This window comes from Thermococcus sp. 21S7 (assembly GCF_012027615.1).
In the GTDB taxonomy this organism is placed as follows: domain Archaea; phylum Methanobacteriota_B; class Thermococci; order Thermococcales; family Thermococcaceae; genus Thermococcus.
Genome location: NZ_SNUT01000001.1, coordinates 78034 through 101744, shown reverse-complemented (window position 1 = coordinate 101744; position 23711 = coordinate 78034). Strand labels below are relative to the sequence as shown.

Below are 23711 nucleotides of genomic sequence, written 5' to 3'. Positions count from 1 at the left end.
TTCATCGGGTGGTTCCATGCTCGTCGCCCTCATCTCCGACATCCACTCGAACATTGAAGCTTTAAAGGCCGTCTGGCGGGAGGTAAGAAAAGCCGACGCGGTTCTCTGCATGGGCGACCTGGTCGGCTACGGCGCTTCCCCAAACGAGGTCGTTGAGTTTGTAGGGAAGCGGATGGAAAAGCGAACCTTCCTCTGCGTTCGAGGAAACCACGACAACGCGATAGCCTTCGGCGCCGAGTGGGGCTTCAACCCATACGCGAGGCAGGCCGTCAGGTGGCATCAGCGCGTTATGACCGTGGAAAACCTCGAATTTCTCAGAAGACTCCCCGTGAGGCAGCTCTTCACCGACGATACCGGCAGGAGCTACCTCCTCATCCACGGCTCCCCGAGGGCGCCCCTGGACGAGTACCTCTTTCCCTGGTTTTCCGACGGGGAGTTCAGGGCGGTTCTGGAGTATATCAGACAGGACGACCTCCTCGTCGGTCACACCCACGTGCCGATGCTGAAGGTGCTGGGGGGCAGGAGAATCATCAACCCCGGAGGCGTCGGTCAGCCCAGGGACGGAGACTGGAGGGCGGCCTGCGCTTTAATCGATACCGAAAAAGAACCCCCGGACAACGTTGAGTTCTGCAGGGTGGAGTACGATGTCGATTCTGCCGCGGAGAAGATAGTGGAAGCGGGGCTTCCGAGGTTCCTTGCGGAGAGGCTCTACGAGGGATATTAAGGGGGTCATCCCCCGAGGGTTCTCGACTCCTCCTCCGTGAGTCTCCTCTTTATCGTGCCGACCCTTCTGAGCTTGGACTTGACCGCGAGCTTGCCCGAGTCTATTATGATTACCTCACCGATGCTCTTAACCGCGCTCACCGGTATGAGGAGAAGACCCTCGTGATCGGTGACAAACTCGCTCGTATCGAGGTCTTCGTCGGGCTCGGCAACTATCACGAGAATATCGCCGGTTTCCTCATCGAAGCTCAGGTCGTAGACCCAGCCGAGCCTTATGCCCGTGTCGGTTATCAGCTCCACGTCCCTAAGTTTAGAGGCTATTATCTTGACCATTTTCGCCACCCCTCGGTTTAATCGTGTAAGTTCTTGGGCACCAACGTATAAAACTTTTTCCAAAGGAAAAGGGAATCAGAAGGTGTAGTAGTCCGGTCCTCCCTTCTTCTCGACCCTTGACTTCCTGCTCTCCTCGAAGTTCCTGTAGTACTCGACCATGTAGGGCGTTATGCTCGGCTTGACCTTCTTGAGGGCCTCCTCGAAGTCCCTCCTTGAAACCCTGAGTTTCTCAAGGAACTCCTCGCTCTCCTCCTCGACCAGCTCCGCCGGGAGTTCTGCCATTATCCTGCGCATCGCCAGCAGCGCCGCCTCCCTAACGAGGGCCTCTATGTCCGCTCCGGAGTAGCCCTCCGTCTTCTTCGCCAGCTCGCGGAGGTTCACATCGCCCGCCAGCGGGACGCGCTTCGTGTGGACCCTGAGTATCTCCAGTCTGGCCTTCTCGTCCGGCGCTGGAACTAGTATGAGCCTGTCGAACCTGCCCGGTCTGAGCAGGGCGGGGTCGAGTATGTCCGGCCTGTTGGTCGCCGCTATAACCACGACACCGCTGTTCCGCTCTATGCCGTCCATCTCAGTCAACAGCTGATTGATGAGCCTGTCGGTGACCCTGCTCATGTCGCTTCCCCTGGCGGGGGCTATCGCGTCGATTTCGTCTATGAATATGACCGTGGGCGCGGCCTGGCGGGCCTTGCGGAATATCTCCCTCACGCGCTTCTCGCTCTCGCCGACCCACTTGCTCAGCACCTCCGGCCCGCGGATGCCGATGAAGTTCGCCTCGCTCTCCGTCGCGACCGCCTTAGCCAAGAGGGTCTTGCCTGTTCCGGGCGGGCCGTAGAGGAGGACTCCCCTCGGAGGTTCAATGCCAAGCCTCTGGAAGGCCTTCGGGTACTTGAGGGGCCACTCAACCGCCTCCTTAAGTTCCTGCTTTACCTCTTCGAGCCCGCCGACGTCGTTCCAGCGGACGTTGGGCATCTCGATGAGAACCTCCCTGAGGGCCGAGGGTTCGACCATCTTGAGGGCCTCGTAGAAGTCCGCCTTTCTGACGCGCAGCTCCTGGAGAACCTCCGGGGGGATCCTCTCCTGTTCGGGGCTTATCTTGCCCTCGTTGATGAGCCTCCTGAGGACTACCATGGCCGCCTCCCTGGCGAGTGCCGCGAGGTCCGCCCCAACGAAGCCGTGAGTCTTTTCGGCTATCTCCTCAAGCATCCTGTCTATCAGCCTGCTCCTGACCTCGGGATATACCTCGCTCTCGCTCTTCAGGGCTTCCCTCACTTCATCGTCGCTCTTCGCGGCCTCAACCCTTTCGATGAGCCTCTCCAGCTTCCTCCTCTCAAAGGCTTCCCTCTTCACGAGCTCCCTGAGAACCTTGAGGACGGTGGCCTTGTCGTAGTCCGGTTCGAGGGGCATTCCCCTGGTGTGTATCTGGAGTATCTCCTTCCTGCCCTTCTTATCGGGAACCCCAACCTCTATCTCCCTGTCGAACCTTCCCGGCCTCCTGAGAGCCGGGTCGAGGGCGTCCGGCCTGTTGGTGGCGGCGATAACTATGACCTTGCCCCTGCCCTTCAGGCCGTCCATGAGGGTGAGCAGCTGGCTGACAACCCTTTTTTCAACCTCCCCGACGACTTCTTCCCTCTTGGGGGCTATTGCGTCGATTTCGTCTATGAATATGATGCTAGGTGCGTTCTCCTCGGCGTCCTTGAATATCTCCCTTAAGCGCTCTTCACTCTCGCCGTAGAACTTGCTCATTATCTCCGGCCCGTTGATGGCTATAAAGTGAGCGTTCGCCTCGTTGGCGACGGCCTTGGCCAAGAGAGTCTTACCCGTTCCCGGCGGGCCGTATAGGAGAACACCCTTCGGCGGCTCAATTCCAAGGCGCTCAAAGAGTTCAGGGTGCTTGAGCGGAAGCTCGACCATCTCGCGTATCTTCTGAATAGCATCGCTCAGACCGCCGATGTCCTCATAAGTGACCTCCGGGATGGCCTCCTCGCGTATCTCCACCGCCTGGGGTAGAACCTCAACCTCTGTGTTGTAGGTTATCTGGACTATTCCCCTTGGAACCGTGTTTACGACGACGAACTTGAGTTCTCCAAAGCCGATGGGCATGGTCTCGAAGAGACCGCGCAGAAGCTCGTCAAAGGGCGAACCGCCGTAGTAGCCGCCCTCGCTCCTGCTGCTCGCGACGATGAGGTCTCCCTTCAGCACCGGCCTGCCCAGGAGGTTTCCCTTGACCATGTCGCCGGGTATCTGGATGAAGACACCCTTCTGGGCGGGCGCCAGCACGACCTTCTTCGCCTCCTGCACCTCGGCCTTGGCGACGGTGACGTAATCGCCGATGCTCACCCCGGCGTTCCTCCTGATGTAGCCGTCCATTCTTACGATGTCCAGTCCGCGGTCGTCGGGGTGGGGGTTGGCCACTATCGCGGCGGTGGTTCTTTCCCCAATCAGCTCAACTATGTCGCCGGGCTCAACTCCGAGTTGCTTCTGGTACTTCCTGTCAAAGCGGACTATCCCCCTGCCGACGTCTCTCTTCAAAGCCTCCGCAACGCGGAGCTTTATCTTCTCGTACCTCTCCTCGTCCTTACCAAAAATCATCTTGACCGCCTCCTCTGCTTTTCGATGGCCTCCTCAAGCGTTAAATTACCCAGGGCCACCTCACGGGCGAGCTTTGAGGATATCGTGATGTTCCCGCTCAGTTCGCGGCTCCGTCTTTTTATATCGTCAATCTCACGCTTCGTGGGCTCCTTCGCCTCTATAAGCTCTCCGATGGGAACCTCCCTTCCCTCGCGCAGGCCTATGTTTATGGCCGCCACGATGTCCTGAACCTGGGAGACATCCATCCCCCCGACTTTGGGGGTCGTTCTCGACTCGTTGACGACGGTGATCGGGTAGTCGTATCCAAGCAGGTCTGCGAGGGCTTTCAGCATGAGAACCCTCTGCCTCTTGGCCCCGTGCCCTATTTTGATTTTAGCACCGGGGTACTTCTCCAGCAGGTCGAGGATTATTTCAACGTCGCGCGGGCTCTTCAGGTGGTGAACCTCAAGCACGCGGTTATCGGCAACGACGCTCAGGCCGGGCCTCTCACCGGGGTCAATGGCTACGTACACCCTTTTAAACCTCTCCCTGCCTTCGAGCTTCGCCAGGAGCTCGTCTATGAAGTTCTCATCCCTCACGACAACCTTGACGGGGAAATCAACCCTTCCGTAGTCCTCCTCGCCCGTCAGGACGACCTCAACATCAAAGGGTATCCTATCCCCGACCCGGAGGCTGTGGAAGGGTATGCGGTACTCCTTCAGCACCTTCGTTGCCAGGTAGTAGACCCTGGCATCGCTTGTTACGATCGCCACCCTCATGGTTTCTGATACGTCTCCACAATTAAAAACCTTTCTAACCGTTCTAATCAAAGATTTTGGCCGTGAACGGCTTTGATTCTGTGGAAAAAAGTTTATAAGCCATTATCGGCAAGTAGAAAGGGGGATACGGATGCAGCCTCCTAAGAAAAAGAAGAAGGTCGAGGAGTTTGAGGAGGAGCTCTTCGAGGAAGAGAGGGAGTGGGAACTCGAAGAGGACTGGGAGGATGAGGACTGGGAAGAGGAGTGGGAAGAGGAAGACTGGGAAGATGAGGATGAGTGGTAGTTAAACGTTTTCTTTTACGCAACCCATTTATAGAACGGTGTTCTCTTTTCTCCAGGTGATAAAATGGCGTTCCTGAAGGTCGTTCCCCTGGAGAAGGCCCTCGATGTCATAGACTCATTCCCGATGGAGCCGGAAATCGAAAGCGTTCCCCTGGGCGAAGCACTGGGCAGGGTTTTGGCTGAAGACGTGACCTCGCCGATAAACGTCCCGCCCTTCGACCGCGCCACGGTTGACGGCTACGCCGTAAGGGCTGAAGACACGTTCATGGCGGGCGAGAGCGAGCCGATTAGACTGAAGGTCGTCGGGGAGATAAACGCTGGGGACACGCCAGCGGTGGAGCTCAAACCCGGTGAGAGCGTTTACATCTCCACCGGCGCACCCCTGCCCGAGGGTGCCGATGCGGTGGTGCAGTTTGAGGACGTGGACAGGGAAGGGGAGGAGGTCATCATCTACAAGCCGGCCTATCCGGGCTTGGGCGTCATGAAGGCCGGAGCTGACATCCCCCAAGGAAAGACCCTCCTCAAACGCGGAACCCGGCTGACCTTCAAGGACACCGCACTTCTCTCGGCCGTTGGAATCGCCGAGGTTCCCGTATTCAGAAAGCCCAGGGTTGCCGTGATAAGCACGGGGAACGAAGTGGTTCTCCCCGGGAGGGAGCTGAGATACGGTCAGATATACGACATAAACGGCCGCGCAATAGCGGACGCGGTCAGGGAGCTCGGAGGCGAGGCTCTCTTCCTCGGCATAGCCAGGGACGACCGCGAGAGCCTCAAGGCGCTCATCGAAAAGGGAATCGAGTGCTGCGACATGGTAATCCTCAGCGGCGGCGCGAGTGGGGGAATAAGGGACCTGACCAGCTCGATAATCGAGGAGCTCGGGGAGGTGAAGATTCACGGCATAGCGATTCAGCCGGGTAAGCCGACGATAATCGGCCTGATCAATGGAAAGCCCGTCTTTGGCCTGCCAGGCTACCCCACAAGCTGCCTGACGAACTTCACCCTTCTCGTCGCCCCGCTCCTTAGAAAACTCCTGGGAAGGGAGAGCGAGGTTAGGAAGGTCAAAAAGAGGCTCGCTCACAAGGTCTTTTCCGTCAAGGGCAGGAGGCAGTTCCTCCCGGTCAAGGTAGAGGATGAAAAAGCGGTGCCGATACTCAAGGGGAGCGGAGCGGTCACGAGCTTCGTGGACGCTGACGGTTTCATCGAGGTTCCTGAGAACGTTGAGATACTGGAGGCCGGCGAGGAGGTTGAAGTTACGTTCTTCGGCTGAGTTGTCGCCCCGCCAAATCTCCCATCAAAACCTTTTTTAAACTCCTTCACCTTCTTTCCCCAGGTGTTGGCGATGCTGGACATAAAGCTCATCCGTGAAAATCCCGATATTGTCAGAAAGGACCTCATCAAGAGGGGCGAAACCGAAAAGCTCGGGTGGATAGACGAAATTCTCGAACTCGACAGGAAGTGGCGCGAGAACCTCAAGCGAATAAACCAGCTCAGGAAGGAGCGCAACCAGCTTGCCGTTCAGATAGGCAAGCGCAAAAAGGCGGGCGAACCAATAGACGATCTGCTGGCTAAAAGCAACGAGATAGTGGAGCAGATCGAGGGGCTTGAGAAGGAAGTCGAGGAGCTGAGGAAGAAGATAGACTACTACCTCTGGCGTCTCCCGAACATCACCCACGAGAGCGTTCCCGTCGGCAAGGACGACAGCGAGAACGTCCCGATAAGGTTCTGGGGCAAGGCGAGAGTTTGGGAGGGCTTCCTTGAGAGCTTCAAGGAGCAGAGCCTCGGGAAGATGGACTACGAGGTTCTGAGCTGGAGACCGAGGCTCCACGTCGATATGCTTGAACTCCTCCGCGGTGCCGACCTTGAGAGGGCCGCGAAGGTCAGCGGTGCGCGCTTTTACTATCTCATGAACGAGCTGGTCATCCTCGACCTTGCTTTGCTCCGCTTCGCCCTCGACAGGCTCATAGAGAAGGGCTTCGTCCCCGTCATACCGCCCTACATGGTGCGTCGCTTTGTTGAGGAGGGCGTCACGAGCTTCGGCGACTTCGAGGACGTCATCTACAAGGTGGAGGGTGAAGACCTGTACCTAATCCCGACGGCCGAGCACCCCCTGGCGGGCCTTCACGCCAACGAGATAATCGAGGGGAAGGACTTGCCGCTCCTCTACGTCGGAATAAGCCCCTGCTTCCGCAAGGAGGCTGGAACTGCAGGAAAAGACACGAAGGGAATCTTCCGCGTTCACCAGTTCCACAAGGTCGAGCAGTTCGTCTATTCCCGCCCGGAGGAGAGCTGGGAATGGCACGAGAAGCTCATAGCCAACGCGGAGGAAATATTCCGGGAGCTTGAGATTCCCTACAGGGTCGTGAACATCTGCACCGGCGATCTGGGCTATGTCGCCGCCAAGAAGTACGACATCGAGGCCTGGATGGCGGGCCAGGGCAAGTTCAGGGAGGTCGTAAGCGCGAGCAACTGCACCGAGTGGCAGGCGAGGAGGCTTAACATCCGCTACCGCGACAAGACCCACGAGAAGCCCAAGTTCGTCCACACGCTCAACTCGACTGCTATCGCGACCTCCAGGGCAATCGTTGCCATCCTTGAGAACCACCAGACGGAAGAGGGCGTCGTGAAGCTTCCGAAGGCCCTCTGGAAGTACACGGGTTTCAAGGAGATTCTGCCGGCGAGCATGAAGGAGCGCTGTTGTGAGTGAGCCTTTCGTCTCTCACCTTTTCCCCGGTTCTTGTACCGTACACAGTACAAGGGTTTATAAAGGGTTGTACTGTGTGCTGTCCATTAGAGGTTCAGCAGTTCCTCTTTTGAAGACACAATCAAAAGGTTCTCGTTCTGAGCCATTTCGGCAAAGTCTTTGTCAAGGGTTATTATCCCATCAAGGTTGTAGAAAATGGCCGTTGCGCCGATGATGGCATCGTTGGGAAGAAGGCCGTATTTTTCAATAAGCTTTTTAGACAGGGAGAAGACGAACTCATTTGTTTCAAGGAATCTGAAGAGCGAGAGAAGCCCGTAAACTGGCCCTTTTTGAACTGTCCTAACAAGTTCTGGCTTTTTCTTCAGCGTTCTGAAACTTTTGCCGGTTTTGAGCTTTAGGTATATAAAAACAACTTCGGACGCAACGGTTTCGTTTATGTACCCGGCTACACTCTCTTCGATAAGGGCTTCAAGGATGTCCGTGGCAGTGGGATTCCCCTTTAAATGCTCAACGAAAACCGTTGAATCAACCATAAAGCTCTTCATAGATTTCCACCTTAAGTTCAGTGGCCGATTTTTCCGTTTTTAGTATCCCCGCGGTCTTTTTTAGAATCTCCCTTCGTTTCTCGAGTTCCTGAAGGTAGGCCTTAACCTTTTTCTCGAATTCCTTTGGGACCCTCACATTAACGGTCTCCACGTTCTCACCGTATCAATCTTCTCGCCGAACCATATAAGGGTTGCTAAACCGTTCTGGTTATCCGCTATTTTTGGAGCTTGTGAACCAATCGTAGCGGATAACCTTCCACCCTTCCGTCTTCATTGGGTGGCTTTCGGGGGGAACGGTGACTCCCCACATCTTCAGGCTTTTCAGCAGTCCCCGTTCGGGCTTAAAAACCCCACATACCGGAGACTGCCACACCACCCCAAAATAAAACCCAAGAATATTTAAAAATTACGGAAAACAACAACCCACAAAAATTACAAAAGTTACAACTTATGAAACAGCCCTCCCCTCTCCCTCACCTTTCTCCTGACGTTCGGGTCGCGGTCGGTGATTATCTTCAAGGCCTCCTCGAAGCTCATCCAGTCGGGAACTTCCTCGTTGATGTAGATTCCTGTCCTTCCTATCGCGTCCCTCCTCGTCAGAACGTGGACGCGCTCGGTGACGATGTCCACACTGACTCCGAGGATTCTGGCGACCTCGCTCTCCCGCCCGACGACTTCCCTCTCGATGTGCCCCCTCTCGGTGGGGACTATGAGTATCAGCTTCTTATTGACGCCTGGGACGCGCTCCTTCTTTTCCACGCCCCACAGATCAACCGCCCCTCCCCACCGGTAGAACTCAAGCTCCCTGTCTGTAGGGTCGATTAAAGGGAATGTGACCGTCGTTTCTTCGTCTATCTCGATGACGCCCTTTATGAGGTGCCACGGGGTTGCCATGACTATCTTCCTTCTGCTCACCAGTCCCTCAAGGGCCAGCTCGATGAGGTAGCTCGGCACCCGATAGGGTATGAAGATGTCTATATCGCTCTCCCGCCTGACGTCCCCCCTGGCGACGCTGCCGTAGAGCTGAGGGTCAAACTGGCTCAGGCGCTCCATTATCTTCAGCGCCTTCTCCCTTTTCTCCCGCAGGTAGCGCCATCTCTTTGGGGAGTAGATTACTTCCCGTTCGTCCCACACCCTGACGACTTTTTCCCTCGGCATCTGAGGGAGTTCGGGGGAAAGTTTAAAGCCCTACCGATAGCGTTTTATAGGTGCCGACCGAGTTCTTGGTGGTGGGAGAAATGCCTGTGATGGGATTCAACATAACAAGAATCGGAATGGAGAAGGTCGCTCAGGCGGTGCCCGTGGGTCAGATTGAGGTCAGGCTGACACCTCAGGTCACGGAGGTCAGGCTGGGCGAGCTCAGAACCCCGACCGGAAAGATGAACGGGGTTGAGGTTCTGTTCAAGTACACGATCAGCTACAACCCCAAAATTGCGGAGGGATTCGTTGAGGGGGCGGTGCTGTACCTTCCCCCGCAGAAGGAGAAGATAGACGAGATACTGGGCATCTGGGAGGACGAAAAGAAGGTTGACTCGCTGATGTTCGCAGAGGTCGTCAACTTCATAACGAAGGAAGTCTCCCCGATACTCATGCTTCTGGCCAAGGAGATGCGCCTGCCCTACCATGTACCGCTTCCCAGGGTGGAGGTACAGCAGAAAGGATGACTGTTTGACTTTTATTTTAATAGAGTCCTTCTGCCCTGTGAATCATGGATAGGAGCTTGCTAAGCTGGTCCTCCTGGAGCATTATCCTTTCGGATAACTCTAGGGCCTTGGGGAATCTCCCCTTGTACATCTGATATTCGAGTTCAGTTATACCGGCAAAGATATCTGGGTGGCCCTCTGTTGCCGCAAAATGCTTGATGACCGCGAGTCTTACCCTGACCCTAAACTCAACGGAGCTCTTTATCTCAAGCAGGTTTTTGTAGATGTTAAAAGCCTCCTCGAACTTACCTATGCCAATGAGGGATTCGGAGAGTTCGATCAGTTTGTTCATCAAAGACTGCTCTTTGCCCTCTGACCTGTAATGGCTCACCAGCTGGTTGAGCATCCTAGCGGCGTTTATTGCGATTAGCTTGGATCTGTTGAAGTTTTTGGCCAGCAGGTAGGCGTACTGAGCCTTGACCAGATTCGTAGTGGTTCTGTCCAAGTCTCCCTCCGAGTACGCGATTTTGCTTGCCCTTTCAAAGTTTTTGGCGGCAGTATCCATCATCTCTATGAAGTGAATGTCGTAGCCGAATATTGCCCACGTGAACTTGGCGAGGTTGTAAAATGCATTTGCCGCATCCTCAATCTTTCCGTCGCCCAGATACTCCTCTGCCAGCTGTCCGTAGAGTGTGATAAGCATTCCGGCGAGCTGTTTGTACGCCTCTTCATTGCCGATAACCCTGTAATACCAGTATGCGGACTCGTAGGCATTGATGGCGTCGAAAATATCATCGTTGTCTTGGTATGCGGTTCCCAAATCTTCATAAATGGCAGCGAACTCTCCAGCGTACTTCATCAGGTTTTTTTCATCCTCCAGGGTCATGAAAATCTCAAGGACGTTCAGGCAGTATTCATCAAGAGTGTTGAGGTCAACCTCGGCACGGGAAATCTCTTCCTCTATAAGGTCGATATACAGGTAAGCACTCTTCAGAAGGGATGGACGGGCTTTCTCAACGGAGTTGGTCTTTTTTAGAAGGACGTACCCCAGATACCGGTACAGCCTTGCGGCGTCCTCTTTCCGGCCCTCCCCCTCATAGCCTTTTGCGGCGCGGAGGACCAATTTGAGCCCGTCCTTGATTTTTCCCTCATTGAGCCTTTTGAAGGCGAGCTGTTCGAGCTCTTCCGGCCCTTCCAGCCCAATGTTTGCCGGCAAACTTCTCACCTCGTTATGATTCAAGTCAGGCCTGCTGGCTAAATTTAAGGGCTCGGGATATTTAAGCATTGTCTATGCCCAGACTATTCTGTACCCCGCTGCCTTCCTCAGTCGGTTCATAACCGCGAATCCGAGACCCCTCTCCTCGATGCCCTCCGCGATTATCACGTCAACATCTCTCTTGTCGAGATCTCTGAGCGCCCTGAAGAGGTTTCTAGCAACCTCCTCCTCGGTTTTCCCCAGGTGGAAGAACTCGTCCGCCTCGTACTCCTCCGTTGCCATGACACCAACTCGCAGTCCCCTGGAACGGTACTCCTTCACCAGCTCCCCTATCTTTCTCCTCACGTTTTCGCGCTTCCCCTCGACCACTATCACCTGCGCGCTGGGCGAGTAGTGCTTGTACTTCATGCCCGGCGAACGGGCGACGTCGACCAGCTTGCCCCTGACGGCCGGATGTATCTCAACCTCACCTATGACGTTCTCTATCTCCTCAAGCGGCAGCCCCCCCGGCCGGAGGAGGGTCGGCCTCTCCGAGCTGAGGTCTATCACCGTGGACTCGACCCCGATCTTTGTTTCGCCTCCATCGATTATGCACTCGATTTTCCCGTAGAAGTCGTCTATTACGTGCTCCGCCAGCGTTGGGCTCGGCTTCCCGCTTATGTTTGCCGAAGGCGCCGCGATCGGAGTGCTGGCCCTTATGAGGGCGAGCGCTACGGGATGCGCCGGCATCCTCACCGCGACGGTGTCGAGGCCGCCGGTGGTGACGTAGGGAACCTCCTCTCCCTTGGGCAGAACCATCGTCAGGGGCCCCGGCCAGAACTTCTCAGCTAGGAGTCTTGCCTCCCTTGGAACTTCCCTCGTGAGCTTTTTCAGGTCGTTGAATTCTGCGATGTGGACTATGAGCGGATTGTCTGCCGGGCGTCCCTTCGCCTCAAAGATTCTCCTCACGGCGTTTTCGTTGAGCGCATCCGCCCCGAGACCGTACACCGTCTCGGTGGGAAATGCGACGAGCTTTCCCTCCAGTATGAACCTCGCGGCTATCTCCATCCTCCTCTCGTCCAGCCCATCTCGCATGTTGATTACCACCGTCATTCTCCCACCAAGGATTCACCGAGAAGAGGCCGTTAAAAACGTTACCCGACGATTTCTTCATAGACCCCCTCGACCTCCCGGGCGACGGCACTCCACGTGTACAAGCCGGCTATCTTCCTCCCCAGCATTCCCGTCCTGGCGTTGAACCTTGGTTCGAGGAGTCTCTTCACGGCCTCGACAAGCTCATCGAAGCTCTCAAATGTGAGACCGTTCTTCCCCTCGCGTATAAGCTCCGGAATCGCGCTCACGCGCCTCCCCACCGCGGGGACGCCCAGGCTGTTGGCCTCCAGGACGACCAGCCCGAAGCCCTCCCTCTTGGACGGCAGAACAAGCAGCCTGCTCCTGGACAGTATCGCACCAACGTCGTGACGGTAGCCGGTGAACTCGACGTTCGGGGGCGCCATTTCCTGGAGCTTTCCTCTAAGGGGGCCGTCGCCGACGACCAGAAATTTTTCGTTCGGAAAGGCTCGTGCCAGCTCTACGAAGGTCTCAGGGCTTTTGTATCCCCTGAGCGCACCGATGAACGTGATGTACCCCTTCCTTCCATCGGCGGGCTGGAGAGGTCTCACCCCGTTGGGCACGACCCTGACCCTTCCAGCACCAAGGGATGCGGCCTTCTTCGCGAGCCAGTGGCTGACTGCTATGACTGCATCTGCATCTGCCAGCGTTCTCTTGACGTAGAACCGCCCCAGGGTCAGCTTTGCCGTGTGTTCCAGGTCACTGCCGTGCGCTGTGACTACCAGGGGCAGTCCTGTCCTTCCTTTCGCCAGAACTGCGGCGTAGCTGGTTGTCCCAACGAAGTGGGCGTGAACCAAATCGAAGTCAAATTTCCCCTGGAGTCTGGATATTTTCTTTGCCCCCAGCAGGGCAAAGGTCGTTCCCCTGATTCCGTACACAGGAGGGACGGCGACCTGATGGACGAACTCCGCCTCGAAGGGTCTCGGCTCAACCGGCCCGTAGGTGAGAACGTGGACCTCGTGGCGCTTCCTGAGCTCCCTCACGAGGTTGTCCAGGTGGTTCGCGACGCCCCCTCCGTGGGGTGGGTAGTGCCCTACCATCAGAATCCGCATTTTAACCGAAGAAAGTGGAGGGGAGGCGTTAAAAAGGATTATGGTTTGCCTCTGTGCCTTCCACCGGGCGTTCCAGGCGAGGGTTTCTTGGTGGTGAGTTCGGCCAGCGCATCCCTTATCTGTGGAATCAAATCGTTCAGGAGGATGGAGTATTCGCCCTTCCGTAGGGCCTCTTTCGCCTGGCTGATGAGGGACTCAAGCTCGCCCACGTCGTAGCCCTTCTTCTTAAGAACCCTTGCCATAACCTCAAACTGATGAATCTCCGCCTGCAGCTGCATGTTTGGCAGTCCCTGATACACGGTTCTCATCTCGCGGTACGCCCGCGATACCACGAAGTCTGCGTTGAAACTCGCCATCATGGCGAGCCTGTACGCTTTGGAATAATCGCCTGAGTTGTACGCGTTCCAGGCCATGCTTAGGGCATTCTCCGCTTCCTCAAGCTTTCTTCTGGCATCGGGGACTCTGAGACCGTCGAGCAGCTTTTCGGCGCGGTTTGTTTTGTTCTGAACGTTGATGAGCAGGGAGTAAACTTCATCCCTCGTGGGGGATTGGGCGAGGTCGCCCTCGTTGTAGGAGGCTAAGTGACCCTTCATCCATGCTTCTATCTTTTCCCGATTCAGGGGGAACATCGGCTCCTCCCGGCCAGAATAAGTCGCCGCGTACTTGACTTCAGATACGTGCGTAAAGCGCTCCAGGGCGGTTATCGTTGCGTTTTCCCTGCCCCCGTCGGTCAGTACGAGAATCGGCTTCCCTTCGAATTCGTAGGGTCTCAGCTTCATGGCCTCCAGGTAGCCGTCTATCGCCAGGGCATCGCGTCCGTTGGCTATGACGACGGTTCCTATCTCCCCGAAGGCATCCGGGAACTCCTCCTTGAGCGCCTGGATTACCACGAGGTTCGTCTCGTACCTGGTTTCACCGTACCAGCGCTCGTACGGGATTCCGAACTCATCAAAATCCTTTGTGTACTCCTCGGGTATCGCCACCGGGCCGCCCACGATTATCACCTTCTCCGGCTCGACGCTGAGTATCTCGGCGCTCACCGCAGGGTCGTAGGTGCCCCAGGGGCTGACTATGAGATGTGCCCCTAGGAGGTCGGCCACGTTCCCGGCTATCGCCCAGTCGGCCTCGTTGTCGCTGACCAGGATGATCAGCCGGGCATTCTCCGCGGACGCGCGCGGGAGGGGAGCGGAGCTCAGGATGAAGATAAGACTGATGAAGATTACAAGGCTTTTTTTCCCTATCACGCCTTTTCACCTGCTTCTACATTGGGAAGAAGCTTATTTAAGCCTTTTTCACGCAATCGTTTGCCCCCGTTCGGGGCCGAGGAGAATGGGGGGACGAAAATCCCCCGTCGAGGGCCGGAATATTAACGGACGTTTAGAAACGTTTATTCGCGTTTAAAAACCTCTCTGAAGGCTTTTTGAGCGTACCCGCTCAGGGTCAGGTTTTCCATCTTCGCCAGCTTTTCGAGGAGCTTTTGAGCGTGGCTTCCGTACTGGGCGGCCTTCTTCTCGCGCTCGGCTATCTCCTTTGGCAGGCCGAGCTCGACGGCCGCCTTCCTGAGAACAGCTTTTCTGACTCCGTTCTCAATCTTTGCGCCTGCCGGTGTTCTCAGGGCGACGGATACGACCGCCAGGTCGAGGAATGGCACGCGCCCCTCGACGGAGTTGAGCATGGCTATCTTGTCGTCCCTGGCCAGGTTCTTCTCCCCCATTTCGAGGAGGTCACTCTCCATCAGAGCCGGGTTCTTGAGGTACTTCGCGTAGCCGCCGAACAGCTCATCCGCCCCCTGTCCGCTCAGGAGGAGCCTGCATCCCTCTTCCCCGGCGAGTCTCGTGGCGAAGTACAGGGGGATGCCTATTGCCAGGTTCATGGCGTTCGGCTCCTCTATTGCGAAGACCACCCTGGAAACGGCCTCGCGGACGTCATCCAGGTCAAAAACGTACTCCCTGAGGGGGAGTCCAAGGAGTTCGCTGGCCCTTCTGGCCCACTCAAGGTCGGGACTGCCCTCGGCGCCCGCTGCATACAGAACGACATTGGAGTGGCGGGACGCCAGCAGAGCTATGAGTGAGCTGTCCAGCCCCCCCGAGAACAGGACTCCGGTTTTTTTCCCGGTTCTAACCCTCACCGCGTGCTCCAGGACGCTCAAAAGTGCGCGCTTTGCCCCCTTCTGCGTTAGGGCTGTCCCCTTCAGCTCCGTGAGCGTGAAAACCCTCTTCCTCTCCACGCCCTGCCGGGAGATTACAACGAGTTCCCCGGGCTCCACGGGAATCGCTTCCTCGCCTATCGCCCAGAGAACCTTTTTCTCCGATGCGAAGAAACCCCTCGGCGAGTAGTAGAGCGGCCTTATCCCAACCGGGTCGCGGAAGAGGTATATCCTCTCCCCGTCGCTGAAAGCCACCGCGTAATCGCCCTCAAGCATGAGCATGACTTTTCTCACGGCTTCCCCCACGCGCAACCCTTCCCCGAGCAGATGCTCGATGAGCCTGAGGATTACCTCGCTGTCGACGTCGGTCTCGAAGGAGGCGCCCTTTCCCTCCAGGTAACCCCTCAGGTGGGTGTGGTTGTATATTTCCCCGTTGTGGACGAGGACGAGGTCGTTGTAGAATGGCTGGGTGTAGCCGGGCGAGCCCGTCATCGCCAGCCGGCACTGAAGGAGGCCAACCCTCCCGTCCGGAATCTCGGCAACGCGCGAGAAGTCCTCCGATTTGAGCACTCCCGTATCGGTCCACACACCGAAGGAGTTCTCTCCCCTGTGCTTTCCGGCGAGTATCATCCTCGCGAACCTCTCCCTTAAACCCTCACCTATTCCTCCGGCTATCAGGCACATGCTCCCACCGTACGGATTTGAACGTACAATGCCAAAAGGCTTCTTCCTTATTCCTTGAAAGAGTTTTCACAACCAGCATCCTCAACTGAAAGTCCTCTCAAAAACCTCGTATTTGGGTGAACTAGGTCAGGTCGCCGCAGGTGCAGCGGTGCTCGTAGGCCAGGGTCTCAAGGTCATCGAACCCCTCTCCCGTTCTGGCCGAGAGGTAGAGAACCCTCGTTGGAGGGGCCAGCTCGGGGAGGACCGAGCACATCCCGTGGGCGAGGAGCCCCTGCGTGGACGGCTCCAGTCTGAGTCTGGCGGTGAGGTATTCAACGTCGTCTAGGTACCTCCGGTATTCCTCAATGTTCCCCACGGTGTCAACCTTGTTCATCGCTGGGACGGTGGTAGCCCCGAGGCGTAGCTCTATCATGAGGCCAAAGAACCGGATGAAGCAGAAGTCCGTCGGTTTCCTCAGCACCTCCGGACCGAAGAGGTAAACCGCGAGCGGCTCCTGGAGGCCGTCCATCAGCCTGACCCCGAAGTCGTGGAAGAGGAAGGTCTCCATCTGGCCGGGGGTGTCGAGGAGCACGTAGTCGCTCTCCCCATCCAGTTCCATGATTGAAGAAACGTACTCAGAGACCCTTGGGAGGAGCCTATCGTAGCTCTCCACTATGGCCCCGTTTGGACCGTAGCCCTCTTCCATAATCTCCCAGGCGGTTACCTCTGCCCTAACGTCGAGATCCGGCCTGTACGGCAGCCGCTTCACACCCGTGTCCAGGTTAACGTACGAGACTCCGTAGCCGTTCTCCGTTAGGTACCTCCCAAACGCCTCCGTTAGGCTTGTCTTCCCGCTTCCGGCGGTACCCACAAAGGCCAGTATCATCTCATCACCCTGGCTTTGAAGCCCGATATCCTTGCTATTCTTTCGGCCAGTTCCATGAATGACTTTGCACCCTCCGAGTTTGGACGGTACTCGACAACTGGGACACCCTCCAGGGTTGCCTCCCTCACGGAAGGGTCTTCGGGAATGACTGCCAGAAGGGGAATCTCCATAACCTCTTCCGCTACATCGGGGGGAATATCGTTCTCGCTTCTTCCATAACGGTTGAGAACGAATCCCAGAACAACGAGTCCTGCTTTTCTCAGAACGATACCAACTTTCATCGTATCCGTGACGCATGAGATTTCCGGATTAGTAACGAGGAGAACCTCCTCCCCGCTCAGCATGGCGTTCATTGCGTCCATCTGCAGTCCCGCGGGGGAGTCTATAATCACAAAGTCGAAGGAATTCTTAAGGGGGCGTATGACGTTTGGAAGCTTTCTAGGGTCTGCGCGTATAACGTGCTCCCAGTCTATCGACGCTGGTATGAGGTGAACATTTTCATAGGTCGTGGCGTATATGGACTCGTTTATCGTCGCTCTACCGGCCAGGACGTCATGAATCGTCGTGTAAGCATCGTCTATTCCCATGACGAGGCTCAGGTTGGCCATGGTGAGATCAGCATCGATGGCACAGACACTGTAGCCCATTTTCCCAAGGGCTATCGACAGGTTTGCGGTCACTGTAGTTTTCCCTGTGCCTCCCTTGCCGGAGGCTATGGATATCAGCCTACCCATTGTCCCACCCATGTACTTTTCGGCTAAACCTTTATGAACCTTTAGCTGTAGCACCCATTGAAAGTAGCATACTCGAAGGAGAGTTCCGAATCTTCTGAGGTGAGAGAGATGAGAATGTTTGTTGCCGATACGAGCGTGATTGTTGACGGCAGACTTACACAGTTCCTCGCGGGCGTTGAGGGAAGGGTCAAGGTCATCGTACCAGAGGCCGTCGTTGCGGAGATAGAGCACCAGGCCAACGAGGGGAAGGCGATAGGCCACACCGGTCTTGAGGAGCTCAAAAAGCTCCGCGAAATGGCAAACGAGGGCAGGATTATCCTGGAGTTCCACGGGGAACGACCGGAGCTCTGGCAGATAAAAGGAGCCAAATCCGGGGAGATAGACAACATGGTCAGGGAGATAGCCAGGGAACTGGGCGCCACCCTGATAACGGGCGACGGGGTGCAGAGGGACATCGCGGTGGCAAAGGGTATAGACGTTATTTACCTCACCGCCAGGAGGGAGGTAAGGCACCGCCTTGAGGACTTCTTCGACGAGACGACCATGAGCGTCCACCTGAAGGGGGGAGTGAGGCCGCTCGCGAAGAAGGGAAAGCCCGGCGAGTGGAAACTTGTCCCGATAGGGGAAGAACCGCTGAGCGACGAGGAGCTTGAAGAGATAGCGGACGACATAGTCGAGAGGGCCAAGAGAGAACCCGACAGCTTCATCGAGCTCGACGAGCCCGGAGCAACGGTTGTCCAGCTCAGGAACTACCGCATCGTCATAGCGAAGCCGCCCTTCGCCGACAGGATTGAGATTACCGCCGTCAGGCCGGTCAAGAAGCTGAGCATAGAGGACTACGAGCTGAGCGAGAAGCTTTTGGAGAGGCTCAGGGACAAGGCTCAGGGCCTTCTTATAGCCGGTGCCCCTGGCGAGGGAAAGTGTTTGCCCCCTGAAACTCCAGTTCTGTTGGCAGATGGAACGTTTGCTCCAATTTCAAGTCTTAAACCAGGAACGAGAGTCATAACGCTATCTCACAATCGGGTCGAGGTTCAGGAAGTCATTAAGGTCCACAGGAGGAAAGAAACAAGGTTAATCAAGCTGAAAACCTCTACAGGGAGGGAGATAACACTCAGTCCAAATCACCCAGTCTTAACGATAAAGAACGGCTTCGTCGTGTGGGATGACGCGGGTAACCTAAGTGAGGGTTCCCCAATAGCGGTTCCAAGAAAAATCGCCACGAAACATGACCTTCCAGAGAAACTCTGGGTTGGTGAGTTAGTAAATGAAAGCTTCTTCGCGAGGCTAAGAGATGGACGGGCTGTTCCCATTGCCGAGGCGAACCCCGAGGAAACCGCTGGAGTATTTTACCGGGGAAGAAACCACAGGAGTTCGCGTGAAATCCCTCCATTTATCAAGCTCGACGAGGAGTTCTTCGAGTTCCTTGGCCTGATGTGGGCAGAAGGTTCTGGGAGTGTCTTTGAGTTCAATAACTTCGATGAAAAGCTTGTGGAGCACTTCAAGAAGCTTATGAAGTCCCTGTTCAACGTGAGCGAGGAGGACTTTTACTTTGTCTTGCCCGGGAGGTTGCGCGTTAGGAACTCGAAGACCATAGAGAAGCTCTTGAGGGCTCTCGGCTATCCTGAGAGGGAGAAGGCGAAAACCCTGAGAGTACCTGAGCTTGTTCTCAGAGCAGATGAGAAGAGAATAGCCGCCTTCCTCAGGGGAGTTTTTGAGGGGGACGGCTACATCGGTAAGGAGCTTGAGATAGCCACTGCAAGCAGGGATTTCGCTCACGGAATTCATTACCTCCTCCTGCGCCTTGGAATTCCTTCGATAGTTTCCGAGAAGAGAGTCAGGGGGCGCGCTTACTACAGGGTACTCATTAAAAACTCGAAGGGCATCAGGAAGTTCTACGAACTCGTCAGGCCTGAATTCAAGATTAGTGGCTTTGAAAGGCATTTGGATACCAAGACAAACCTCAACATGGGTACGATTCCAGCGGGAGAGACCGTGAAAACACTCGGCTTACTCCTTCGGAAACCCACCAAGAACCCACTCAAGAATTCGTATTCCCCAGATAGACTTGGAAGGATTTATCAGGAATACCTCCAGATTTACAGGGACTACGTTGGAGTTGAGAGAGATGTCAAGAGCCTCATGGATTATGCGAACGAGCTGAGCCGCTGGAGGGAAATCGTTGAGTTCATCAGTTCTCGCGTATCCAGAGAGTTCTACATGCGGAATGGAATTGACCAGGAGGGGCCAAAGCTATGGCTGGAGGGCAAAAGAACGCCAATGCCTTCAACGATAGCCAAGCTGGTGAGCGCGTTTCACAGAGAAACAGGCCTGCTCAAACGAGAGGCAAAAATGTGGGCATCACTCAGCGATAACGTCAGGGTATTGCTCGCTCGCCTCTTTGACAGGATAGGGCGTTCGACGTACGGTGTAATGTCTCAGCCGATGCTGAGTCTGTTCCTTTCAGGAGCAGAGGTTAGAGTTACAACACTAAAGGAGCTCATCGAAAAGGCAGTGGAGGATTACTACACCAAGGCCGAGTTCATAGAGGAGTATCTCGCCCACTTGCGTCTCATGCTCGACGAGAACATATTCTGGGACAGGGTTAAGGAAATCACGGTGATTGAGGGCGAGTTTGAAGTATATGACATAACCGTTCCCAACCACAACTTCATTGCTGGCAATACTCCAGTGTTGGTTCATAACTCGACCTTCGCTCAGGCTCTCGCTGAGTGGTACGCGAGCATGGGCAGGATTGTCAAGACGATGGAAAAGCCGCGCGACCTCCAGGTTGGGGAGGAAATCACCCAGTACACGGCTTTGAGCGGCAGGATGGAGAAGACCGGCGACATACTCCTCCTGGTGAGACCGGACTACACGATATTCGATGAGATGAGGAAGACGAGCGACTTTAAGATTTACTCGGACCTCCGCCTGGCCGGTGTTGGAATGGTCGGCGTTGTGCACGCGACGAAGCCGATAGATGCGGTCCAGCGCTTCATCGGAAGGGTGGAACTCGGAATGATACCGCAGATAGTCGACACCGTCATCTTCATCAAGGCTGGAAGGGTCGCCAAGGTTCTGACGCTCGAATACCTCGTCAAGGTTCCGAGCGGCATGCGGGAGGAAGACCTAGCGAGGCCGGTAATCGAGGTTAGGGACTTCGAGACCGGCGAGCTTGAGTACGAAATCTACACCTACGGTGAGGAGATAAGCGTCGTTCCGGTTAAGAAGGAGGAGAAAGCCCCGGCGCTGAGGCTGGCGGAGAAGAGGCTCAAGCAGGAGATAAAGAAGTTCCTTCCAGACGTTTACGCGGAGGTTGAGATAGTCAGCCCGCACAAGGCGGTTATCTACGCCGACGAGTTTGACATTCCCGCGATAATCGGCAAGAAGGGCAAGCGCATAACTGATCTGGAGAAGAGAATCGGCATAAGCATAGACGTCAAGAGCTTCGCCGAGAGGGAAGCTGAGAGGCCCAGGGAGAAGCTCCCCGTCGAGGTCGAGGAGAAGAAGAAAACGATTGTCCTGAGGGTTTCGCCGGACTACGCCAAAAAACCGCTCAAGTTCTACGGCGGGGAGCAGTACGTCTTCACGGCGACGCCGAGCAAGAAGGGCCTCGTCAAGGTCAGCAAGAGCACGCCGATAGGCAAGGAACTGAAAAGGCTCCTCGATGCGGGCATACCGATATGGGCGACCACCTGAGAAAACTTTTTATAGTTCTTTACCTTCTTTTTCATGGTGGTAAGGAATGGGAGCCGCCGACGTGCTGGCTATCCTTGGGGCGATCTTTTTTATACTCCTGATATTCACGCCGTTCATTCCCGGTGGTCCCGGTCTGATGTTGATCTTCCTTGGACTCCTGCCACTGGCTTTGCTTGTCGTTCTTATCGTTAAGATGTGGGAGCTCAGCGGTGAGGTGAGAACCATTAAGGAGGAGCTAGAGGCACTCAGGAACGGAAGGGAGGACACGAGAGATGGGGGAGAGTTACGACACCCTTGAGGCCGCTGGAGCCGTTCTGAGCGCCCTCGGGCTGGTGGGTATTCTGGTAACCGAGGGGCGCGCCATTGGGTTCGGTCTCCTCGTCATGGCCTTCGGCCTCGTCGTCTGGAAGATGGGCGAAATGCAGAGGGAGTTCAACGAGAAGCTTGAATCCCTCAAACAGGAGGTGGAGTCCCTCAAAGTCCCTGGGGGCAATGGAGCAGGCGACGTCAACGGTCAGGGGGATTAAAACCTGCCATGGCTCGCTGCGGGGCACTCATCACGCCGCACGATGGTTTTCAGTCGGCGAAATCTTCATCGCCAGGTTGAGTTCTCGCAAGATTTTTTAACCCTCTCCCGAAGGGGAGACCATGCTGGTTTTGGCCTCTGCCTCACCGAGGAGGAGGGAGATACTCTCCAGATTCATACGGAAGTTTGAGGTTATCCCGAGCAGGGCTAGCGAGGAGTGTGATTTAGAAAACCCCGCCGAGTACGCCCTGGAGCTTGCCAGGAGAAAGGCCAGGGAAGTCCACGGGCGCGTGGGCGGAACCGTCATCGGTGCCGACACCGTTGTCAGCGTAGACGGCCGCATTCTGGGAAAGCCCGGTAGCAGGAAGGAGGCCTTTGAGATGCTCAGACTCCTCAGCGGGAAGGTACACAGGGTCACGACGGGGTACTGCATAATCCACAAAGACACGGAGATATCGGGGGTTGTCATCACTGAGGTCAAGTTCCGGGAGCTTGACGATGACATAATCGAGGCGTACATCGAGACCGGAGAGCCCATGGACAAGGCGGGGGCGTACGGCATACAGGGAAGGGCGGGCCTGTTCGTCGAATGGATACGGGGCGACTACTACAACGTCGTCGGCTTCCCGCTGGAGATAGTCTGGAAGCTGAGGGAGCTCGGATTTGAGGTTATATGATGGCTATCACGCTCTCCCTCGCCCGGTTTTCGATTCCGCTCTCCGACCCGGTTTTTTGTTTAAACATGCATCAATTGCGCGTTGGAAGTTGGTTTTTTGTCTTTTCGGCTTTGATACTATGTGGCGGGTTATTTTCTAATTTTGTGACGAAATTTTTTCGAACTGCTTTAATCAAAGTGCTCCCCTCCCGGGATAGGCTGTTCTCTGCCAAAAACGTTTTTCTCACCATATGGCAGCATGACCTAAAAGCTTTTGTCAGAAACTGTGCGGACGTCCCCCGGAAGGTCTTTGGATGATCGTGAGATGTGTTGGAAATATCCTCAATGGGATTGTTGCCAACAGAATGAGGCTCTTGCAGGGCCGAGATGGCAGGTATTATTGGAGCATCCGTCCACAAACCTTTCCAGAAAACCTTAAATATCGGAGGTCTCTGAACTCTCCACTCGGGAGAACGAAGGCAAAGGGGCCCTGTTCCAATAAGACTTTAGGAGAATTGAAAGGAAATTTCCCCATAGGGGAAAAATGCGGGAAAAATCGGTTCCAATAAGACTTTAGGAGAATTGAAAGTCGAAGATTTGATTAGTGAAGCTCCCACCAAGGAGACGTTCCAATAAGACTTTAGGAGAATTGAAAGAGAAGTTCTCCTCCGCCTGGCCACACAAATCACCTGTTCCAATAAGACTTTAGGAGAATTGAAAGGATGTTTCCGAGCTGGAATTTAATAATGGAGATAGAGTTCCAATAAGACTTTAGGAGAATTGAAAGGCGGGAGCACTACGATTTATCTGTACTTTGGGAACTGTTCCAATAAGACTTTAGGAGAATTGAAAGATAAGAACGGATTTCGATGTCAAAGTAAGAACGGCTGTTCCAATAAGACTTTAGGAGAATTGAAAGGGCCTCGACGAAGCCCCTTATCTGTTTCTTGTAGGTCGTTCCAATAAGACTTTAGGAGAATTGAAAGTTGGACGAAATCTTGGAGATGTGGGACAGAGTATTGGTGTTCCAATAAGACTTTAGGAGAATTGAAAGTCAGCAGGCTTGAATAGCCCCACTCTTTTACTCTCTGTTCCAATAAGACTTTAGGAGAATTGAAAGCCGCGAAGCTAAACGTCGTCTACAAGGTCGATCCGACGTTCCAATAAGACTTTAGGAGAATTGAAAGTTGTTTGGATAGACCCTCCAGCCCAATTCCGTTTCGAGTTCCAATAAGACTTTAGGAGAATTGAAAGACGGGCGCGAAGGGAAACGTTTTTAAATAAATAATGTTCCAATAAGACTTTAGGAGAATTGAAAGACTTTTCTGCATATTCTTTTGCTTCTTCAAAAGTGTGTTCCAATAAGACTTTAGGAGAATTGAAAGACGAGAGAGGAGGGGTGATGCAAAGGTGAATGGAAGGTTCCAATAAGACTTTAGGAGAATTGAAA

22 protein-coding genes and 1 CRISPR repeat array (1 of these 23 running past the window's edge) are annotated in these 23711 nt (G+C 55.1%); of the genes, 9 read left to right on the top strand and 13 right to left on the bottom strand.

The annotated features are described in order from the left end of the window. Window positions 1-16 precede the first annotated feature (16 nt). A complete protein-coding gene (locus E3E51_RS00415; protein WP_167911190.1) occupies window positions 17-724 on the top strand; it encodes a metallophosphoesterase family protein in 708 nt (235 codons plus the stop codon). A 5-nt stretch (window positions 725-729) separates the two neighbouring features. Here E3E51_RS00415 and E3E51_RS00410 read toward each other — a convergent pair whose 3' ends face one another. From E3E51_RS00410 to E3E51_RS00400, 3 genes are all read right to left on the bottom strand, one after another. Further along, window positions 730-1056 (bottom strand): PRC-barrel domain-containing protein, encoded by a 327-nt coding sequence (locus E3E51_RS00410; RefSeq protein WP_167911189.1) that lies wholly within the window; start codon window positions 1054-1056, stop codon window positions 730-732. A 75-nt stretch (window positions 1057-1131) separates the two neighbouring features. Continuing rightward, on the bottom strand, window positions 1132-3645 hold the full coding sequence (locus E3E51_RS00405) for a CDC48 family AAA ATPase (protein WP_167911188.1): 2514 nt from the start codon (window positions 3643-3645) through the stop codon (window positions 1132-1134). Further along, the gene (locus tag E3E51_RS00400) at window positions 3642-4403 is read right to left on the bottom strand and encodes a hypothetical protein (protein ID WP_167911187.1); all 762 of its coding nucleotides are present in this window, start codon (window positions 4401-4403) and stop codon (window positions 3642-3644) included. Before E3E51_RS00400 ends, E3E51_RS00405 begins: the two co-directional genes overlap by 4 nt. Window positions 4404-4533: 130 nt before the next feature. Here E3E51_RS00400 and E3E51_RS00395 point away from each other — a divergent pair, with 130 nt between their 5' ends. The 3 genes from E3E51_RS00395 to serS all read left to right on the top strand — a co-directional run bounded on the left by E3E51_RS00395 (window position 4534) and on the right by serS (window position 7389). Continuing rightward, entirely contained in the window at window positions 4534-4686 is a 153-nt protein-coding gene (locus E3E51_RS00395) for a hypothetical protein (RefSeq protein WP_167911186.1), read from the top strand. A gap of 63 nt (window positions 4687-4749) precedes the next feature. After that, a complete protein-coding gene (gene glp, locus E3E51_RS00390; RefSeq protein WP_167911185.1) occupies window positions 4750-5952 on the top strand; it encodes a gephyrin-like molybdotransferase Glp in 1203 nt (400 codons plus the stop codon). A 72-nt stretch (window positions 5953-6024) separates the two neighbouring features. Beyond that, complete coding sequence (gene serS / locus E3E51_RS00385; RefSeq protein WP_167911634.1) at window positions 6025-7389, top strand: serine--tRNA ligase; 1365 nt, start codon at window positions 6025-6027, stop codon at window positions 7387-7389. Between the two features lie 83 nt (window positions 7390-7472). Here the strand turns inward: serS and E3E51_RS00380 are convergent, their stop codons facing one another. The 3 genes from E3E51_RS00380 to E3E51_RS00370 all read right to left on the bottom strand — a co-directional run bounded on the left by E3E51_RS00380 (window position 7473) and on the right by E3E51_RS00370 (window position 9089). Beyond that, on the bottom strand, window positions 7473-7931 hold the full coding sequence (locus E3E51_RS00380; protein WP_167911184.1) for a type II toxin-antitoxin system VapC family toxin: 459 nt from the start codon (window positions 7929-7931) through the stop codon (window positions 7473-7475). After that, window positions 7912-8082: a hypothetical protein gene (locus E3E51_RS00375; RefSeq protein ID WP_167911183.1), complete on the bottom strand. Its 171-nt coding sequence runs from the start codon at window positions 8080-8082 to the stop codon at window positions 7912-7914. The genes E3E51_RS00380 and E3E51_RS00375 overlap by 20 nt, the downstream gene beginning before the upstream one ends. Window positions 8083-8372: 290 nt before the next feature. Further along, window positions 8373-9089: a nucleotidyltransferase domain-containing protein gene (locus E3E51_RS00370; RefSeq protein ID WP_167911182.1), complete on the bottom strand. Its 717-nt coding sequence runs from the start codon at window positions 9087-9089 to the stop codon at window positions 8373-8375. Between the two features lie 80 nt (window positions 9090-9169). Between E3E51_RS00370 and E3E51_RS00365 the strand changes: the two genes are divergently transcribed. Next, entirely contained in the window at window positions 9170-9595 is a 426-nt protein-coding gene (locus tag E3E51_RS00365) for a hypothetical protein (protein WP_167911633.1), read from the top strand. Between the two features lie 16 nt (window positions 9596-9611). On the opposite strand, the gene E3E51_RS00360 is transcribed toward E3E51_RS00365, so the two are convergent. The 7 genes from E3E51_RS00360 to minD form a co-directional block, all read right to left on the bottom strand. Then, window positions 9612-10790: a hypothetical protein gene (locus E3E51_RS00360; protein ID WP_206204430.1), complete on the bottom strand. Its 1179-nt coding sequence runs from the start codon at window positions 10788-10790 to the stop codon at window positions 9612-9614. 72 nt (window positions 10791-10862) lie between these two features. Further along, window positions 10863-11882, bottom strand: a complete 1020-nt coding sequence (locus E3E51_RS00355; RefSeq protein ID WP_167911181.1) for an L-threonylcarbamoyladenylate synthase — start codon at window positions 11880-11882, stop codon at window positions 10863-10865. A 41-nt stretch (window positions 11883-11923) separates the two neighbouring features. Further along, window positions 11924-12952 carry a glycosyltransferase family 4 protein gene (locus E3E51_RS00350; RefSeq protein ID WP_167911180.1) on the bottom strand — a complete coding sequence of 343 codons (1029 nt, stop codon included), beginning with the start codon at window positions 12950-12952 and terminating at the stop codon, window positions 11924-11926. A gap of 38 nt (window positions 12953-12990) precedes the next feature. Then, window positions 12991-14196 carry a hypothetical protein gene (locus tag E3E51_RS00345; protein ID WP_167911179.1) on the bottom strand — a complete coding sequence of 402 codons (1206 nt, stop codon included), beginning with the start codon at window positions 14194-14196 and terminating at the stop codon, window positions 12991-12993. Window positions 14197-14339: 143 nt separating this feature from the next. Further along, window positions 14340-15782 (bottom strand): asparagine synthase-related protein, encoded by a 1443-nt coding sequence (locus tag E3E51_RS00340; protein WP_167911178.1) that lies wholly within the window; start codon window positions 15780-15782, stop codon window positions 14340-14342. 121 nt (window positions 15783-15903) lie between these two features. Next, the gene (locus tag E3E51_RS00335) at window positions 15904-16647 is read right to left on the bottom strand and encodes an ATP/GTP-binding protein (protein ID WP_167911177.1); all 744 of its coding nucleotides are present in this window, start codon (window positions 16645-16647) and stop codon (window positions 15904-15906) included. Further along, window positions 16644-17381: a cell division ATPase MinD gene (gene minD / locus E3E51_RS00330; protein WP_167911176.1), complete on the bottom strand. Its 738-nt coding sequence runs from the start codon at window positions 17379-17381 to the stop codon at window positions 16644-16646. Before minD ends, E3E51_RS00335 begins: the two co-directional genes overlap by 4 nt. Before the next feature lie 108 nt (window positions 17382-17489). Between minD and E3E51_RS00325 the strand changes: the two genes are divergently transcribed. The 4 genes from E3E51_RS00325 to E3E51_RS00310 all read left to right on the top strand — a co-directional run bounded on the left by E3E51_RS00325 (window position 17490) and on the right by E3E51_RS00310 (window position 22283). Further along, the gene (locus E3E51_RS00325) at window positions 17490-21080 is read left to right on the top strand and encodes an LAGLIDADG family homing endonuclease (RefSeq protein WP_167911175.1); all 3591 of its coding nucleotides are present in this window, start codon (window positions 17490-17492) and stop codon (window positions 21078-21080) included. 46 nt (window positions 21081-21126) lie between these two features. Beyond that, window positions 21127-21378 (top strand): hypothetical protein, encoded by a 252-nt coding sequence (locus tag E3E51_RS00320; protein ID WP_167911174.1) that lies wholly within the window; start codon window positions 21127-21129, stop codon window positions 21376-21378. Next, entirely contained in the window at window positions 21353-21607 is a 255-nt protein-coding gene (locus E3E51_RS00315; protein ID WP_167911173.1) for a hypothetical protein, read from the top strand. The genes E3E51_RS00320 and E3E51_RS00315 overlap by 26 nt, the downstream gene beginning before the upstream one ends. Before the next feature lie 121 nt (window positions 21608-21728). Continuing rightward, complete coding sequence (locus E3E51_RS00310; protein WP_167911172.1) at window positions 21729-22283, top strand: Maf-like protein; 555 nt, start codon at window positions 21729-21731, stop codon at window positions 22281-22283. Window positions 22284-22753: 470 nt separating this feature from the next. Beyond that, window positions 22754-23711: direct repeats of the CRISPR family, unit length 30 nt; unit sequence GTTCCAATAAGACTTTAGGAGAATTGAAAG; it runs 865 nt beyond the window's last position.